This window comes from Novosphingobium pentaromativorans US6-1, from assembly GCF_000767465.1.
Taxonomy (GTDB): Bacteria; Pseudomonadota; Alphaproteobacteria; order Sphingomonadales; family Sphingomonadaceae; genus Novosphingobium; species Novosphingobium pentaromativorans.
Map to the genome: position 1 here is coordinate 1 of NZ_CP009291.1, position 16,104 is coordinate 16,104.

Annotated in this window: 13 protein-coding genes and 1 pseudogene; 13 read left to right on the forward strand and 1 reads right to left on the reverse strand. The window is 60.4% G+C overall.

The window, feature by feature from the left end; genetic code table 11:
* The 12 genes and pseudogenes from JI59_RS00005 to JI59_RS00060 all read left to right on the forward strand — a co-directional run bounded on the left by JI59_RS00005 (position 1) and on the right by JI59_RS00060 (position 13,990).
* Positions 1 to 909, forward strand: coding sequence for a DUF7146 domain-containing protein (locus JI59_RS00005; RefSeq protein ID WP_007011067.1), 909 nt, complete (start codon positions 1 to 3; stop codon positions 907 to 909).
* Between the two features lie 103 nt (positions 910 to 1,012).
* Complete coding sequence (locus JI59_RS00010) at positions 1,013 to 3,226, forward strand: strawberry notch-like NTP hydrolase domain-containing protein (protein ID WP_038575207.1); 2,214 nt, start codon at positions 1,013 to 1,015, stop codon at positions 3,224 to 3,226.
* A gap of 90 nt (positions 3,227 to 3,316) precedes the next feature.
* The gene (locus JI59_RS00015; protein ID WP_007015824.1) at positions 3,317 to 4,549 is read left to right on the forward strand and encodes a site-specific integrase; all 1,233 of its coding nucleotides are present in this window, start codon (positions 3,317 to 3,319) and stop codon (positions 4,547 to 4,549) included.
* Complete coding sequence (locus tag JI59_RS00020) at positions 4,546 to 5,901, forward strand: tyrosine-type recombinase/integrase (RefSeq protein ID WP_038575211.1); 1,356 nt, start codon at positions 4,546 to 4,548, stop codon at positions 5,899 to 5,901. The genes JI59_RS00015 and JI59_RS00020 overlap by 4 nt, the downstream gene beginning before the upstream one ends.
* Positions 5,898 to 6,902, forward strand: coding sequence for a site-specific integrase (locus JI59_RS00025; RefSeq protein WP_009823939.1), 1,005 nt, complete (start codon positions 5,898 to 5,900; stop codon positions 6,900 to 6,902). Before JI59_RS00020 ends, JI59_RS00025 begins: the two co-directional genes overlap by 4 nt.
* Positions 6,903 to 6,986: 84 nt before the next feature.
* Positions 6,987 to 7,313: pseudogene (locus JI59_RS00030) on the forward strand (strawberry notch-like NTP hydrolase domain-containing protein); the annotation flags it as partial.
* Positions 7,314 to 7,848: 535 nt separating this feature from the next.
* A complete protein-coding gene (locus tag JI59_RS00035) occupies positions 7,849 to 9,003 on the forward strand; it encodes a tyrosine-type recombinase/integrase (RefSeq protein WP_337999266.1) in 1,155 nt (384 codons plus the stop codon).
* Positions 9,000 to 9,914, forward strand: a complete 915-nt coding sequence (locus tag JI59_RS00040) for a tyrosine-type recombinase/integrase (RefSeq protein ID WP_006832488.1) — start codon at positions 9,000 to 9,002, stop codon at positions 9,912 to 9,914. Before JI59_RS00035 ends, JI59_RS00040 begins: the two co-directional genes overlap by 4 nt.
* Positions 9,911 to 10,915 carry a tyrosine-type recombinase/integrase gene (locus tag JI59_RS00045; RefSeq protein ID WP_007015829.1) on the forward strand — a complete coding sequence of 335 codons (1,005 nt, stop codon included), beginning with the start codon at positions 9,911 to 9,913 and terminating at the stop codon, positions 10,913 to 10,915. Before JI59_RS00040 ends, JI59_RS00045 begins: the two co-directional genes overlap by 4 nt.
* A gap of 199 nt (positions 10,916 to 11,114) precedes the next feature.
* The gene (locus tag JI59_RS00050; protein ID WP_239000616.1) at positions 11,115 to 12,800 is read left to right on the forward strand and encodes a strawberry notch C-terminal domain-containing protein; all 1,686 of its coding nucleotides are present in this window, start codon (positions 11,115 to 11,117) and stop codon (positions 12,798 to 12,800) included.
* Between the two features lie 60 nt (positions 12,801 to 12,860).
* Complete coding sequence (locus JI59_RS00055) at positions 12,861 to 13,274, forward strand: MbcA/ParS/Xre antitoxin family protein (RefSeq protein WP_007011065.1); 414 nt, start codon at positions 12,861 to 12,863, stop codon at positions 13,272 to 13,274.
* Complete coding sequence (locus JI59_RS00060) at positions 13,271 to 13,990, forward strand: RES family NAD+ phosphorylase (RefSeq protein WP_007011064.1); 720 nt, start codon at positions 13,271 to 13,273, stop codon at positions 13,988 to 13,990. Before JI59_RS00055 ends, JI59_RS00060 begins: the two co-directional genes overlap by 4 nt.
* Positions 13,991 to 14,029: 39 nt before the next feature.
* On the opposite strand, the gene JI59_RS00065 is transcribed toward JI59_RS00060, so the two are convergent.
* Complete coding sequence (locus JI59_RS00065) at positions 14,030 to 14,515, reverse strand: hypothetical protein (RefSeq protein WP_007011063.1); 486 nt, start codon at positions 14,513 to 14,515, stop codon at positions 14,030 to 14,032.
* A gap of 238 nt (positions 14,516 to 14,753) precedes the next feature.
* On the opposite strand from JI59_RS00065, the gene JI59_RS00075 reads away from it, so the two are divergent.
* A protein-coding gene (locus tag JI59_RS00075; protein WP_085997490.1) for an IS3 family transposase occupies positions 14,754 to 15,886 on the forward strand; the annotation gives its coding sequence in 2 pieces (ribosomal slippage) (positions 14,754 to 15,015 and positions 15,015 to 15,886; 1,134 coding nt in all).
* Positions 15,887 to 16,104 lie beyond the last annotated feature (218 nt).

The following is a 16,104-nucleotide window of genomic DNA, read 5'->3' on the forward strand; positions in this document are numbered from 1 at the left end:
ATGCACCAATACCGATCAACCCAATTCCAAGGTCTGCAACTGGAAAACCGCGCGCGCAAGATAGTCGAGCAGTTGGGCGGTGCCTGGTCGCGTTCGCGCGGAATGTGCTGCTGCCCGGCCCACGACGATCGCACTCCTTCGCTAAGCATCACACTCGGAAAGCGCGCAATTCTTGTTCATTGCTTTGCCGGCTGCACGAACGAGGCGGTGATAGAAGCCATGGCCGGGCTCGGAATACGAATTGCGGACCTGTTCGATGGCACGAGTGGTCCGATCGTGGCCGAGCCGCGCGAGGAAGTCGCCAATCGCAATGCGCTGAGGCTCTGGCGTGAGGCGTCGACCATCGCGGGCAGCCCCGCCGAGAAGTACCTCGTGTCCAGAGGCATCACGATTTCTTCGCCGGAGCTGCGTTTCCACCCGCATATGCCGCTGGGGCCAAAGGGTGCTGTCCGGTTTCTACCCGCGATGGTGGCGGCCGTGCGCAATGATGCCGGAATTCTGGCGCTGCACCGCTCCTTCCTTGACCTCGACAAAACCAGCTTGGCTTCTTTCGATCAGCCCAGGCGTGCGTTAGGCAGCCCCGGTTCCGGGGCGGTGCGTTTCGCGTACCCGAATGGGGGACGCCTTGGCCTCGCAGAGGGAAACGAAACGGCCCTCTCAGCGATGCAAATGTTCAAGGTTCCCTGCTGGGCGACGCTAGGAAACGAACGCTTCGGCTTGGCCACTATCCCGGAATCGGTGCACCAGCTGTATCTCTTTGTCGACAATGATGCGGGCGGGCACCTTGCTGAAGAGCGTGCGCGAGAGGCCTACGCTTGCGAAGGGCGGCTGATTGTCACCAGGCGTCCGGAGCTAACCGGCGACGACTGGAATGATGTGCTCATGCGCTCAGTCCGAGCTACGGTCTGAATGCCGGTGAGAGGAAAGCGGGCTTGGGGCCTTGTGAGGCCCCAGGGCGGATCCATCCGAACGGACACCCGGACAAACCCAGGGCCTCTTCAGGAGGTCTCTCATGTCACACGCAAATAACGCTTTCGCATTCTCCGATCCCGCCGAGCCGCAAGTGCTGGCAGCGGCGAGGGCGCTGGCCGCACGGCTCGCTGCAGATCAAGCAATTTCACGGCTCACTGTGAATGCAACAATGGCCGATCACTTCGGCGGTAGCGACGCCGAAGGACGCTGGTCCGTACGCGATGCCCATGCCGCACTTGAATTGGCGCAGGTGCTGTTCCTGGCGCAGGCAACTGAATTCTCACCTGCAATGTCATCCAGCTTTGCCGATGAGGCTTTCACGCGCCTTGAAGGTCTGGTCCCGACCCAGTCCAACCGGAGCGACGAGCAGATCGAGTGGCAACAATTCGCGACGCCGCCCCGTCTGGCCTGGATGGCTGCAAAGGCATGCGCGATTTCTGCCGCTGAACTGGTTCTCGAACCGTCGGCCGGGACCGGGATGCTGGGCGTATGGGCAGCAAAGGCAACTGCGCGTCTTGCTCTCAACGAGATATCGCCGCTGCGCCGCGAATGCCTGGGCGTCGTGTTTCCGGAGGCGACAGTCACGGGATTTGACGGGGAACTGATCGACGAACTTCTGACGCCCGACGTGGGTCCGAGCGTGGTGCTGATGAACCCGCCATATTCACACGGTATCGAGAGGGGCCACGATAGCCGCACTGGCGACCGGCACTTACGTTCTGCCTGGAAGCGCCTTCTGCCCGGTGGCCGTCTGGTCGCAGTGATGCCCGAATGGTTCGAGCTTCCGAAATTCCTCGCCGGGATCGCAGGTCCCCTCTCGTTGCGCCTCAACGCGACGATCGAGCGCGGTTTCATCAAGCAGGGCACCTCAATCTCAACCCGGCTCCTGATTCTCGACAAGGCTGAGGATGGTACCAGCCCGATCATCGCCCAGCCGGCAAACTTTGCCGAGCTTCATCTGCTGATCGATATGCTCCCTGACCGGGTAAGCCTGCCCGCGGGACCCAGCATCGGCATCAAGCCAGCATTGCCGCTTCGGCTGGTTGCGAACAAGACGAAACCAGTTCCACTTAAGGTCCATCCAACCAATGCGGCGCCGTCGATCCTGCCGCTTGATTTTACTCCGCTCGAAGCACCTGCGCCGATCGAAAGCCAGGTTGGGCATTATTTGCCCTACCGGCCGAGCCGGATCTCAATTGCAGATGCTGTCCCGCATCCGACCCCCCTGGTCGAATCCGTTGCGATGGGTTCGATAACCGCACCCGTGCCCGAAGTGGTGCCTCAGCTTCCGTCGAGCCTCATTGCTGGAGGCGCCTTATCCGCAGCGCAGGCCGAGACCCTGATCTATGCCGCAAGCGCGCATGCCCGCGATCTGCCGGGACGGTTTGAGCCCGACGACAAGGGCTGCGCCTTGAAGGCGAGCGCCGAGGGGCACGCCTACCGCATGGGCTACTTTCTTGGTGACGGAACTGGCGCAGGTAAAGGCAGACAAGTCGCATCTGTCATCCTCGACCGGTGGGTGAGGGGTGAACGGCGCCACATCTGGATTTCCAAGAACGAAGCTTTGCTCGAAGATGCCCGCCGCGACTGGAGCGCGCTCGGCGGCCTTCCCATCGACGTCCAGCCCCTTGGCCAATGGAAGCTCGGTGTCCCGATCGGGATGCGCGAGGGCATACTCTTCGTGACTTATCCGACACTGCGTTCGGGTCGAAGCGACGCGACCCGGCTCGATCAGATTCTCGAATGGGCAGGGGAGGACTTCGACGGGCTCATCGTCTTTGACGAAGCCCATGCGATGGCCAACGCCGCTGGCGGGGAGGGCTCACGTGGGAAGGTCAAAGGATCGGAGCAGGGCATTGCCGGTGTTCGCATCCAGAATCTGCTGCCGCGCGCCCGCGTGCTCTACGCTTCGGCGACCGGGGCATCCGACGTCAATAATCTCGCCTATGCCACCCGTCTTGGCCTGTGGGGTCCCGAGACGGCTTTTGCCAATCGCGAAGCCTTCGTCGCAGATATCCGCGATGGCGGTATCGCTGCAATGGAACTGGTCGCGCGCGATCTGAAGTCACTGGGGCTGTATGCGGCGAGGGCCCTTTCATTCGCCGGAGTTGAGTACGAGATTCTGGAGCATTGCCTGACCCCCGACCAAGTAGCGGTTTATGACGCCTATGCAGACGCCTGGACGATCTTATGGCGAGCTGCGCATAAGATCGTTTATCGCGAGGAAGCGGTAATGCGGAGGAGCGCGGCGTAACCGGCGAATTCCCATGATAGTGTGCGCAGTTGCTGCGCATTATATTGGTTGCGAACCTCGGCGGTCCCTGGACCAGCTGAGGAGGCAATCATGTTGAAGTTGCATGACGAGTTGATCACCGAACTCTCGAATTCGCTCACCACACAGAATTACAATCCCGTGGTCGTGGCGAACCACCGTCTCTACGCCCGCGCGTTTCTCGATTATCTGGCCGAGTGCGATATACAGGTCGAGACTGTGACGCCGCAGCAGGTCGATCAGTATTTTGGCTATGCGGTTCAGGATTTTGAGATCCAGTACGGTCGGCCTCCCAGTGCGCGTTGGCACATGTTGCCCCGCACCGCGATCGCCAAGCTCCTCCGGCTTGCTCAAGGCAATTGGCCCCCGGACGCAGAAATGATCGGTCCCGATGACGAGCATCGACATGAAATTTGCCGCGAATACGAGGCATGGCTGCGCGAGGAGCGCGGTTTGGCAAGCGCGTCCATTGCGGCGCTGATGTGGGAGGCGCGAAACTTCCTGCGATGGCAGTTCGACCGGGCCGGTGCCGCCAGCCTCGAAACGTTGAGCATCGTGGACATCGATCTCTACATGGACATGCGCGCGCCTGGTTTACGGCGCAAATCATTGGCCGATGTCGCTGAGCGTCTCCGTTCGGTGGTTCGCCATCTGCATCGGACGGGTCGCATCCCGACCGATCTGACGCCACACATCATCGGCCCCATGCTCTATGCCTACGAAGATGTGCCGTCGACGCTGGAAAGGAGCCAAATCGCCGCGGTTCTGGCGACAACGCAGGAGGACAGATCGCCACGCGGACTACGCGATTATGCGATACTTCAGCTGCTTGCCACGTATGGGCTGCGCGAAGGTGAGATATGCCGCCTTCGGCTCGATGACGTGGACTGGCGCGCAGAATCCCTCCGGATCTGCCACACCAAGACCAACGCGTACTCGTACATGCCGCTAATGGTGACTGTTGGTGAAGCGCTGCTGGATTATCTGCGCCTTGGGCGGCCCCAGGTTGAAGTGCGGGAAATCTTCGTCCGATCCTGCGCACCCTATATCGCAATGACGAACCTGTACGGCATGATCCGCGGTCGGTTGGCCGCCGCAGGCGTAGTGCCAGCAGGAAAGCGGGGGCCGCATGTCTTCCGCCACGCACGTGCGGTCGAAATGCTGCGGGCATCGGTCCCGCAAAAGATCATCGGCGACGTGCTCGGGCATCGATCCACCGAATCCACCAATACTTATCTCAAACTGGCAACAGATGATCTCCGAGCCGTGGCACTCGAGGTGCCTGGAATGGAGGTGCTGTCATGAGCGCCTGGCACGATCCCGATCGCACCGTCGTCGACGCCTTCCTGGTAAAATCGCAGTTCCGGCCGGGAAGCGTACCGACATATCGCTGGTTCCTTTGCACCTTCGAAGATGTTGCCCGCCGGCATCCGGCGGTGGACCGGCAGATGCTCGACGCCTGGCTGAAGGAGATGCAAAAACGTTGGCGATTGTCGACTCTGCTCAATCAGGTCTGCATTGTCGACCGCTTCCTCGACCACCTCGTCGAAATCGGGCTGATCGCCGACAACCCTGTTGCTGCACTTCGCCGTCGGTACAACGTCAAGCAAAGCAAGCCGATCTGGCGGGCCTTGGCTTCCCCGAATTCCGACGAAGCCTTGGCCGCGTTACGACGGCCTGCGCCCTTCGGCAGCGTGCTGGGTGACTTCATGCAAGACCATGTCATGCTGATGCGCAGCCGGGGATATCAATATGAAGCGCAGGCTCACTGGCTGCTGCGGTTCGATCGGTTCCTTCAGGCCCGTCCCGACCTCGCGGAGCAACCACTTGAGGCAATGATTGCGAGCTGGGCGGCTGCCAAGCCGACCCGCAACCACGCGGCTGAATGCCAGAAGCTGGCGCGCATCCTGACCAAGGCGCGGTTCCGCCTCGATCCGACTATCCCGCCAAAGCGCTTCAATCCCCGGCCAGAGCGGGAAGTAGCGCGGGAGCATCGGCGACCGCATATCTTCAGCCCGGCTGACGTTCGGCGTATGCTCGATACCGCCCGGACTTATCCGTCGCCGGACGCTCCGCTGCGGCCGTTGACCCTCTACACCATGATCATGCTGGCCTATTGTGCCGGGCTACGGCGAAGCGAGCTGGCATGGCTCGATCTTGGTGACGTGGACCTGCAATCGGGCACGATCACGATCCGGGAAACGAAGTTCTACAAGACCAGGATCTTGCCGCTATCCGACAGTGTCGCGGTCGAACTGCGCGCGTACATCGATGCGAGGCGGCGCGCTGGCGGCCCACAGAACCCGAAATCAGGGCTGTTCTGGCATGCCCACTTAAATGACCGCTACAGGCCCGAGGCGGTTACGACAATGATTACCAACGTCATGCGCCGTGCTGGGCTCAAGCCCGCTTCGGGCCGGACCGGGCCGCGGGTCCATGACCTTCGTCACTCGATGGTGGTGAACCGCATCCTCCAGTGGTACCGGTCCGGCATTAACCCTCAGGAAAAACTGCACTTCCTCTCGACCTACATGGGGCACCGGGATCTCCACTCCACGCTGGTCTACATCACCGTCACGCAGGATCTGTTGCAGGAAGCCAGTGAACGGTTCCGCGCGCTCGGCGCCCCGTGCCTTGTCACGGAGGCGCGGCCATGAGGAAAGGCAATCCATTGCCCGCGTTGTTGCGGGCGTTCTTCCAGGAGTGGCTGGCCGAGCAGCGCAGCGCGTCAATCCACACGATCCGCTCTTATCGCGACACCTGGCGGCTGCTGCTTCGGTTCGTCGCGGAGCGAAAAGGCTGCGGGGTCGCGCGGCTGACGCTCACCGACGTCTCGGCCGGCGAGGTGCGCGCGTTCCTTCATCATACCGAGCATGGCCGCAAGACCACGATCGGCACGCGGAACTGCCGACTGGCCGCCATCCGCAGCTTCTTCAGCTTCGTGGCGGACAAGAATCCGGAATACATCGCGCAGTGCTCAGAGGTCCTGGCTGTTCCGTTGAAGCGGGAGCCCACCTCCGCGCCGTGCTACCTCGAGCCCGAGGAGGTCGAGGCCATCCTCGCCCAGCCCAACCGATCGACACTCGAAGGGCTGCGCGACCATGTACTGCTCTCGTTCCTCTATAACAGTGGCGCGCGAATCCAAGAGGCGCTTGACCTCTGTCCCGAAGCAATCCGGTTCGATGCACCGAACTTCGTGCGTCTTTACGGCAAGGGGCGCAAGGAACGCATCTGCCCGCTCTGGCCAGAAACCGTGGCATTGCTCAGGAAGCTACTGGAGCGACAGCCGCGTGCGCCCGATGAGCGGATCTTCGTCAATCGATACGGTGAACCGCTAGGGGCGTCAGGGGTGCGGTTCAAGCTCAACGCCTACGTGGAACAAGCCGCGAAATCGACGCTGACCCTCCAGTCAAAACACGTTACGCCTCACAGCTTCCGGCACGCGACAGCCGTCCACCTCGTTGCCGCCGGGGTCGATATCACCGTCATCCGCAGTTGGCTCGGGCACGTCAGTCTCGATACGACCAATCACTATGCTCAGGCCAATCTGGAGACCAAACGAAAGGCGCTGGAACAGGTTGGCGCCCCGGCGGCGAGCAACGTGCCACCTTCGTGGAAGCGAGATGCCAATCTGATGGGATGGCTCGACACCCTATAGAATAATGTGAAGGACGTGGCGAAATGTTCCGCAGCTTTGCAGGACTACGCCGCGTTCCTCCGCATTACCGCTTCCTCGCGATAAGCAATCATTCATGCCAACCTGCGTGAGGCACTTGAGGCAACCCGGATCGTCGACACTGACAGTGGCGATACCCTGAATTCAGGTGCCAAATCGGCTGCGCTTTCGGTGTTTGAAGGCACCAAGCAGCGCTTCTTCGCGCAGCTCCTTCTATCGATGAAGCTGCCGAGCTTGCTGCCTGCGATTGATACGGCACTTGCCGACGGCAACGCTGTTGTAGTGCAACTCGTCTCGACCGCCGAAGCCATGCTCAACCGCCGCCTCGCCGATCTCTCCGATGCGGAACGTGAAGCACTCGAAATCGATCTCTCCCCCCGCGAATACGTGTAATGCTGAGCTCAACATTACACGTATTCTTTGCAGTCGCAGTTTATGTCGAGCGTCGCAGCCGGAGGCGCGGGATTGCGTCGGTTCGTCATGATTTTACTCCAGATAATTACCGGTCCTTCGACCTCAACATGTCGAAGGAACCACCATGCCAACAAGATCATTTGTGTCGTTTCAGCCTGCACCAAGCAGGGTTGGAGAGCCGCCCAGTACTAACGCCCTATTCAGTGCATTCCTCTCCTCTCTGTCGGTTGAAGAGGGAACAGCCTGTGCGGTCCTGTACAGCGCAGCGATCCGCCATTTTCTGTGTTGGCTGGGACTACGCGGGATTGCGCTCGGGACGGTTGATGATCGCATCGTGCGCCGTTTTGAGCAGCATCGATGCCGGTGCCCAAGGTATTCAGCGCAAGCGACAGCCTACAAGGCCGATCTTGCGGCGCGTGTCAGGCGCTTTGTCCGGTTTCTCGAAGACCAGGGTTACATCGACGTAGCCGATGGGATTTACGATCTCGGGCGTCATCTTGCTGACTATTCGCATATGATCGATGGCCTCCAACTCGCGAAGGGGGTGGCGCAAGCCTACCGTTCAGAGGCGGAGCACTTCGCGGCCTGGCTGCGGGTATCGCGATGTCCATGGACCGATGTCGATGACACGGTCACCAAACAGTATGCCGATCACGATTGTCGGTGCCCGGTTTTCCGCAAGCGCGGCAAGCTGACCACTTCCGGCAGGAAGCGACGGCGGCGTTGCACACGGCACTTCGTTGAGTTTCTTCGTGATCGGCGCGCCATCGCTCCGGTCGCGGTGAAGGTGGTCGAAGATCCGCAGGTCGCGGCATATGTCGGTTGGCTCAGGCAGGATCGAGGCGTGACCGACGAGACGATCCGGCGATACCGGGCAGAGATTGAGCGGCTGATGCCCATGCTCGGCGCGCCGGCACAATGGGATGCTGCCACTCTGCGAGATGCGTTCGAGCGTCGCAGCAAGGAGATCCCGGGATCGGCTTCGCTGCTCGCCACGATCATGAGGAGCTATCTTCGGTTTCTTATTGGCCGAGGCCAATGCCGCCCAGCGCTGCTGCACGCAATGCCTTCCGTACGGAGATACCGGCTTTCGGCATTGCCGCGCTACATCGACCCGGCAACGATCGAGAGGATCATTGCAGCCTGCCCGACAGGTCGGCCGGTGGAAGTTCGGGATAAGGCGATCATTCTCCTGCTTGCCAGACTTGGCCTGCGAGCAGGAGATATTCGGGATATGCGTCTCGACGATATCGATTGGCGATCCGGCCATCTGAAGGTCAAGGGCAAGACGCGTCGACCGGATCGTTTGCCATTGCCACAGGGTGTTGGCGACGCGATCTTGGCATATCTTGCTGCGGCCCGCCCGACGGCCATCGAAGCGCACCTGTTCTTGCGTTCGCAAGCCCCGTTCCGGCCATTCAGTTCGTCAGCCGAGATCGCCGGCATCGTTGCACGCACACTCGAGCGCGGCGGGATCGAAGGTCTGCCGACCGGATCGCACATATTCCGGCATTCGCTTGCAACCAACATGCTGCGCTCTGGTGCAGGCCTGGAGTCCATCGGGACCATCCTGCGCCACAGCTCGCCCGAGACCACCGCCATTTACGCCAAGACCGATCTGCCGATGCTCTTGAAGATCGCACAACCCTGGCCCGGAGACCTGTCATGATAAACGCACAGATTTCGCGGTACGTCGCTTTGCATCGCAGCCTCGGTCGCAAATTTTTCGAGCAGGAGCGCCTGCTTCGCAAGTTCGGCACCTACGCGACTGGCTTCGGAGACAGCCACACCCGTATCGACCGCATCTACGACTGGTGCCGAGCGACGACTTCGCAGAACACCGCGCGGACCGGCTTCACTTTCGTGCGCAACTTCTGCTTGTTTGCCCATGCCGAGGATCCAGCCAACCAGGTTCCGCCCGCCGGTGTGTTTGGCCGGGGGAAGCGTCCGCGACCAACGCCGCACATCATCCAACCGGAACAGGTCCGGGCGATCATGAAGGCGGCGCTCGATCTTCCGCCCAAGGGCATGATCAGTCCCTTCACCTATCATTACCTGTTCGGTCTGCTGGCGGCGACCGGTCTGAGGATTTCCGAAGCTCTAGCACTACAGTGCGACGATCTGGTCGAAGACGGTCTGATCGTCCGCGACGGCAAGTTCGGCAAGCAGCGCCTAATCGCCTTGCAGCCATCAATCCGTCAGGCTCTCGAGGCCTATCTCGCAACCCGGGCAAGGCTCGGTGCCACGGGCAACGATCTGTTCGTGACGATCCGGGGAAGAGCACCCCATAAGGTCCGCGCCCACGTCGTGTTCGTCAGGCTGGCGCGACAGCTCGGATATCGTGGACCAACCGGGACTGCAGGTATGCGGCTTCACGATTTGCGGCATACCTTCGCCGTACGCTCGCTCGAGTCCTGCTCGCCGGACCGGGACGCCGTGACGCATCACATGGCCGCGCTCAGTGTCTATCTCGGTCACACCTCGGTCGCCAACACCTACTGGTATCTCGAAGCCACGCCAGTGCTGCTGCGCGACATCGCTGCCGCGAGCGAGGATCTGTATCTGGGAGAAGCGGCATGACGGCGCTTGCTCCCCATCTCACAGCCTTCCTGCGCGAACATCTGCCGCGGGAACGCGCCGTAAGCCCGCATACGGTGAAGACCTATGCCAACTGCTTCGTCCTGCTGGTCCGGTTCGCATCCGATCGGCTGAAGCGTCGACCGACCGATCTCGAGATCGAGGATTTCGGCACCGACATGATCATGGCCTTTCTCGGCCATGTCGAGGTCGAGCGCGGCAGCTGTGTGCGGACCCGCAATGGCAGGCTCGCTGCGATCAGATCCTTCTTCCGGTACATCGAGTATCGGGTTCCGGCGTGTCTTGACCAGGCGCTTCGGGTTCGATCGATCCCCAGCAAGAAGGCAGACAAGACGCTGATCGATTATCTCGACCGGGCCGAGATCAAGGCATTACTCGACGCGCCCGATCCTCGGACACGGCTCGGTACGCGCGATCGCGCTATGCTGCACTTGACCTATGCAGCGGGGCTTCGGGTATCGGAACTCGTGTCGCTGCAACTGCGCGATTTCCCGGATCGATCGCTCTCGACGGTCCACATCATGGGTAAAGGCCGTCGCGAGCGGGTCTTGCCGCTATGGAAAGAGACCCAGTCCGCACTCCGCGCATGGCTTGTCATCCGTCCTGAGACTGAGGTCGCCGAGGTATTTCTCAACGCGAACGGGCAGCCCATCACCCGCGATGGCTTCGCATTCCGTCTCGCCAAACATGTCAACGCGGCAGCAAAGAAGCAGCCGTCGTTGCTGCGCAAACGAGTCACGCCGCATGTATTGCGTCATTCCTGCGCGATGCACACGCTCGCAGCGACAGGCGATATTCGCAAGGTCGCACTATGGCTTGGACATGCCAGCATCCAGAGCACCGAAACATATCTGCGCGCCGATTCAGAGGAGAAGCTGCGGATTTTGGCTGCGCATGGCGGGCCGGAAATCAGCCCTGGACGCTTCAAGCCGCCGTCAGACACTCTGATCGCCATGCTCAACGACGTCCGCAAGCGGGCATAGCCTTCGGCCACGCTGCCCCAACCGCACAATTATCTGGAGTAAAATCATGACGAACCGACGCAATCCCGCGCCTCCGGCTGCGACGCTCGACATAAACTGCGACTGCAAAGAATACGTGGTCGATTACCTCACCAAAAGCTTTCCGGTGCGGTTGATGTCCGTGTTTACGGACGAGAACGGCAATGCCCGGTCCGAACCGATGAGCGATGAGAACGGTGCCCCTGTTCTCTGTCGTTCGGCGCTTGCCGCGCGCGATCGCATGATCGAGCAGCTCTGTGCCTTGCCGCCGATCGCGACGGCGCTCGATGCGATCATCGGACGGTTCGGTGTCGATCAGGTCGCCGAAGTCACCGGCCGTACCCGCCGCCTGATCGTCGGGCGCGATGGACGCCAGGTGCTCCAGTCGCGCTCTCCGCGGGCCAATGTCGCCGAGACGCGAGATTTTATGGACGGGACCAAGCGAATTCTGGTTTTCTCCGATGCCGGTGGCACCGGCCGCAGTTATCATGCCGACCTCGCGGCAAAGAACCAGATGCGCCGGGTCCACTTTCTGCTTGAGCCGGGCTGGCGGGCAGATGCCGCAATTCAAGGGCTTGGCCGTACCAACCGCACCAATCAGGCATCTGCCCCGCTGTTCCGCCCCGTGACCACCGATGTGCGTGGCGAACGTCGGTTTATATCGACCATCGCACGGCGGCTCGACAGCCTCGGGGCACTGACCCGAGGGCAGCGCCAGACAGGTGGGCAGAACCTCTTCGATCCTGCCGACAATCTCGAGAGCACCTACGCCAAGGAGGCGCTTCATCGCTGGTTCGGCCTGTTGTTCACAGGCAAGCTGGAAGCCGTTACGCTTTCTCGGTTTGAGGAATTGAGCGGGCTCAGGGTCGAAGGGCCCGACGGCGGGATGGTCGATGACCTGCCGACAATCCAGCGCTGGCTCAATCGCATTCTCGCGCTACCGATTGCTCTGCAAAACGGGATATTTGACGAGTTTCTCGGCCTCGTCGAAGCGCGGATCGATGCCGCACGCCAGGCCGGCAGGCTCGACATTGGGGTCGAGACCATTGCGGTGGAGCATTACGAGGTGCTGACCGACACTCTACTGCGCACCGATGCGCTGTCGGGCGCGACTACGCATCTCCTGGAACTCGAGATTGCCCGCGCGCTCAAGCCTTTGCGTCTCGAACGGCTCGAGGAGCTCTACGGCTTTTCAGGTTCGCGTCAGCAACTTCTGCGTAATGCGCGCTCAGGCCGGATCGGGCTGCTTGTCCCGGCGCGTAGTCTGCTCACTGACGAAGGTATGCGTGTGGCCCGCTTCGAGCTTGTCCGTCCCTTGAAGCATGGGCACATCACCGCCGATCAACTCGAGGAGAGCAACTGGGAAACGGTGGATCCAACCGAATTTCGCCGCCTGTGGCAGGCGGAGGTCGATGACGCCGCCTCAAATCTCAAGCGCGAGCGACTGCACATTGCAACCGGCCTGCTGCTTCCGGTGTGGGACAAACTCCCTTCCGACTATGTTCGCGTCAGCCGGATTTCGGCGCGAGACGGACGCTCGCTGTTAGGCCGAGAGGTTCCGCTCCATTGCGTGCCCGAACTATGCCAAGCGCTTGGGCTCGAAGACGAACATGCCTTTTCAGTAGAGCAAATCGTCGATGCGGTGCTCGGGACGGGGCGACCGATGCAAATCAAAAGCCGCGAAGCGCTTACGCTCAAGCGCAGCCTCGTCAATGGCGCGCAGCGGCTCGAACTGGCTGGTTGGTCGGCGTCGCGCCTCGACTGGTACAAGGCACATGGGTGCTTCACCGAGATCATACGCTATCAGACGCGACTTTTCGTCCCGACGACGAGCGCAGTAGCGGTCTTGGCGCGACTTGTGGGATGAGAATCGTTATCTTGCCAAATGGCATTCAATGTGCTATATACTGCCATATGGAGAATACTCATGTTGGCACTGCAACCCGTTGATACCGTCCCCCATGCCTTCCGGCCCGATCCTGTAACCCAGGAGGAAGCAGCGGCGATGTTCCGCGCCGTGCTGAACCTGTTTGGGAAATGGGAACTAACTGACGAACAGGCAGCGACTTTGCTCGACATGCCGGTTCGCTCCTATCGGCGGTGGAAGGCTGAGGGTGCGGGCCGTGTCTCGCGCGATGGCGCGGCGCGCCTTTCCAACCTGATGGGTATCCACAAGGCGCTGAGGATCATCTTTTCAGAAGCCCAGCGTGGCTACGCCTGGATCAAGGCAGGTAACGCCGCTTTTGCCGGAGCGAGTGCGCTCGACGTCATGCTTGGCGGTGAGCTGACTGATATCATGCGGGTGCGTCGCTATCTTGATGCCGAACGTGGTGCCTGGTGATTGATCCCAAGGCAATTCCGGTTGCCCAGGTCGAGTGGAAAGGTGCTGTGCGGATTATCCGCAGTGCCTTTCCACCGATCGACCTATTCGAAGATATCGCAGACCCCGCAGATTGGCCGCTGCTGATCTCTGCCGAGCAAAAAACCAATCCCCGCATCATGGCGACGATCGGCAATCTCGATCTGGTACCTGCTGACCGCCGGGTAGGGGGCAACGGCGCATCCTATCTGATGGCCCCGTTCACGCATGTCAGCACTGACCGACCAAGTCGCTTCACCGATGGGACTTACGGCGTCCTATACGCGGGGGATTCATTCGAAACTGCGCTGTTCGAGACAATCCATCATCATGCCCGCTTCATGGCTCGCACCGTAGAAGCGCCAGGCTGGACCTCACAGTTCCGTGAGATCATCCTTTCGGTAAGCGCCGATCTTCACGACCTCAGGAGCCTTGTCGCAGGCAATCCCGCGCTAGATCCCGACAACTATGCTGCATCGCAAGCCCTCGCTGTTGAACTCAAAGGGGGCGGGGGCGAAGGTCTTGTCTATCCGAGCATCCGGCATCCGGGTGGTGAATGTGTCGGCTTGTTCTACCCGGATTGTGCATCCGACCCCACTCAGGGACGTCACCTCGATTACCACTGGGACGGAATGGGTGTCGATCTTGTTCGAGACGCTGGTACAGGGGCGGTGTTTCGGGTGGTGGGTTCTGCTTGAGCGAAAGATCCACGGCGAGCAGGCCAAAAGGCAATCTAGTTATGAAACGACATCCGCCCAACTTAATTTCAACGAATTGCCCTTCACCTTAGGCAGGGTTTTGCGGTCGATCAGCTTGCCCTGCACCTCAAAGTCAGAATCAATCTTCACGATCAGGACCTTGCTAAAGTTGCGCTTGAGATTGAGCGTAATTGTATCGTTGCTCTTGAAAGGCGTAATTGTCTTCACTTCAACGAAGTGATTGCCAATTTTGCCGTCCGAGCCTTGTGCATAATTCCGGTGCAGTTTGAGCCCGTGAGTGATGGCCCCATAGAGTTCACCGAGATCGCCATACACCTGAAGGTGGCTGCCCGTGAGCTCGTAATAGTTCTGCGCAACAGCGAGCAAGTCTTGAAATATCGGAACCAGATCGACGTCGAGGTTCGGGAACCGGGCTTCGAACTCCAAACGCGCCAGATGTGAGTTGATCTCGGTCCAGGTAATCCATTCACCATCGTCGTAAATGGCGTTGTCTTCGTTCCACATGTCTGTTGGGCCGTGCATCATATTAGCGTGACATGCCATCTTACCAGTAAATGACTGGTTTCCCTATCAACGACTGCGCCCATAGAAGAGGAAAGGAAGCTTGCTTCTGACTGAGCCGAAGGAGCGTCGATGGTCGATGCTTGAGCTCGCAAAGAGGTGGCCTGGAGAATCTGCACACTGAGATAATTGGATTTTCTGCCTGAAGGCAGCCAGGAAGGCTGCGAGACAGGAGCAGAGAATGAGCAGACGACCCCGGCGCAACCACAGCCCGGCATTTAAGGCGAAGGTGGCGCTTGCCGCGATCAAGGGCGAGAAGACGTTGGCGGAACTGGCGCACGACTATGATCTACATCCTAACCAGATCACGACGTGGCGCACGCAGTTGCTTGAAGGGGCAGCCGGAGTGTTCGGCTCGGAGAAGTCTTCCGACGAACCGGCTGTCGACGTGAAGACGCTGCATGCCAAGATTGGCGAACTGACGTTGGCCAACGATTTTTTGGAAGGCGCGCTCGGCAAGGCAGGACTGTTGCCGAGCGCAAAGCGATGATCGATCGAACGCACACCTTGCCGGTGAAGCGGCAGGCGAAGGAACTGGGGATCAGCCGGGGCAGTGTCTATTATCTGCCCCGGCCGGTTTCGTCCGAAGATCTCGCGATCATGCGTCGCATCGACGCGCTGCATCTGGAGTTTCCGTTCGCAGGCAGCCGGATGATGCGCGACTTTCTTCGTCAGGAGGGCATCACGATCGGCCGCTGCCATGTCGCGAGCCTGATGAAGAAGATGGCCATCGAGGCGGTCTATCGCCGCCCCAGCACCTCCAAGCCGGCGCCAGGGCACAAGATCTACCCCTATCTCCTGCGCAAGCTTGCGATCGTGAAGCCTAATCAGGTCTGGGCGACAGACATCAGCTACATCCCCATGGCCAAGGGCTTCGTCTATCTCGTCGCCATCGTCGACTGGTTCAGCCGCAAGGTCCTCAGCCACCGGATCTCGATCACGCTGGAGGCCGACTTTTGCGTTGAAGCGCTCGAGGAAGCCCTGGCGCGCTATGGCAAACCGGAGATTTTCAATACGGATCAAGGCAGCCAATTCACCAGCCAGGCCTTCACCAGCGTGCTGATGCGAGAAAAGATTGCCATCAGCATGGACGGCCGCGGCGCCTGGCGCGACAATGTCGTGGTCGAGCGGCTGTGGCGCTCGGTGAAGTACGAGGAAGTCTACCTGCACGCCTACGCTTGCGTCAGCGAAGCGCGCAGTTCGATCGGCCGATATCTGGGCTTCTACAATGCCCGGAGACCGCATTCGAGCCTCGGCGGACGTACGCCCGATCAAACCTACTTTGACAATCTGCCTCAGGCCGTGGCAGCGTGAATTGGCCGCGACTTGCGGGGCGTCACTCCGGCCGGGCTACGTCCGACCTCCATGACCCCCCGCAGGCGCCAGCTTGAACAACCAAACCGCAGACGATCCACTTATCAAACATCAAAGGCTGTTCAGACAAACCGAGCCACCTCTCAATCAGGAGTAAGTCCCATGATCAAGTCGATCCCGCTGACCAAATTGGTCCAGTCCCCTCGCAATGTGCGCCG

Coding starts and splice junctions, on each gene's coding strand:
- JI59_RS00045 (WP_007015829.1), top strand. CDS start 9,911: ATGACGGCGCTTGCTCCCCATCTCACAGCCTTCCTGCGCGAACATCTG.
- JI59_RS00005 (WP_007011067.1), top strand. CDS start 1: ATGCACCAATACCGATCAACCCAATTCCAAGGTCTGCAACTGGAAAAC.
- JI59_RS00040 (WP_006832488.1), top strand. CDS start 9,000: ATGATAAACGCACAGATTTCGCGGTACGTCGCTTTGCATCGCAGCCTC.
- JI59_RS00065 (WP_007011063.1), bottom strand. CDS start 14,515: ATGTGGAACGAAGACAACGCCATTTACGACGATGGTGAATGGATTACC.
- JI59_RS00055 (WP_007011065.1), top strand. CDS start 12,861: ATGTTGGCACTGCAACCCGTTGATACCGTCCCCCATGCCTTCCGGCCC.
- JI59_RS00010 (WP_038575207.1), top strand. CDS start 1,013: ATGTCACACGCAAATAACGCTTTCGCATTCTCCGATCCCGCCGAGCCG.
- JI59_RS00035 (WP_337999266.1), top strand. CDS start 7,849: ATGATCGATGGCCTCCAACTCGCGAAGGGGGTGGCGCAAGCCTACCGT.
- JI59_RS00020 (WP_038575211.1), top strand. CDS start 4,546: ATGAGCGCCTGGCACGATCCCGATCGCACCGTCGTCGACGCCTTCCTG.
- JI59_RS00015 (WP_007015824.1), top strand. CDS start 3,317: ATGTTGAAGTTGCATGACGAGTTGATCACCGAACTCTCGAATTCGCTC.
- JI59_RS00025 (WP_009823939.1), top strand. CDS start 5,898: ATGAGGAAAGGCAATCCATTGCCCGCGTTGTTGCGGGCGTTCTTCCAG.
- JI59_RS00050 (WP_239000616.1), top strand. CDS start 11,115: ATGAGCGATGAGAACGGTGCCCCTGTTCTCTGTCGTTCGGCGCTTGCC.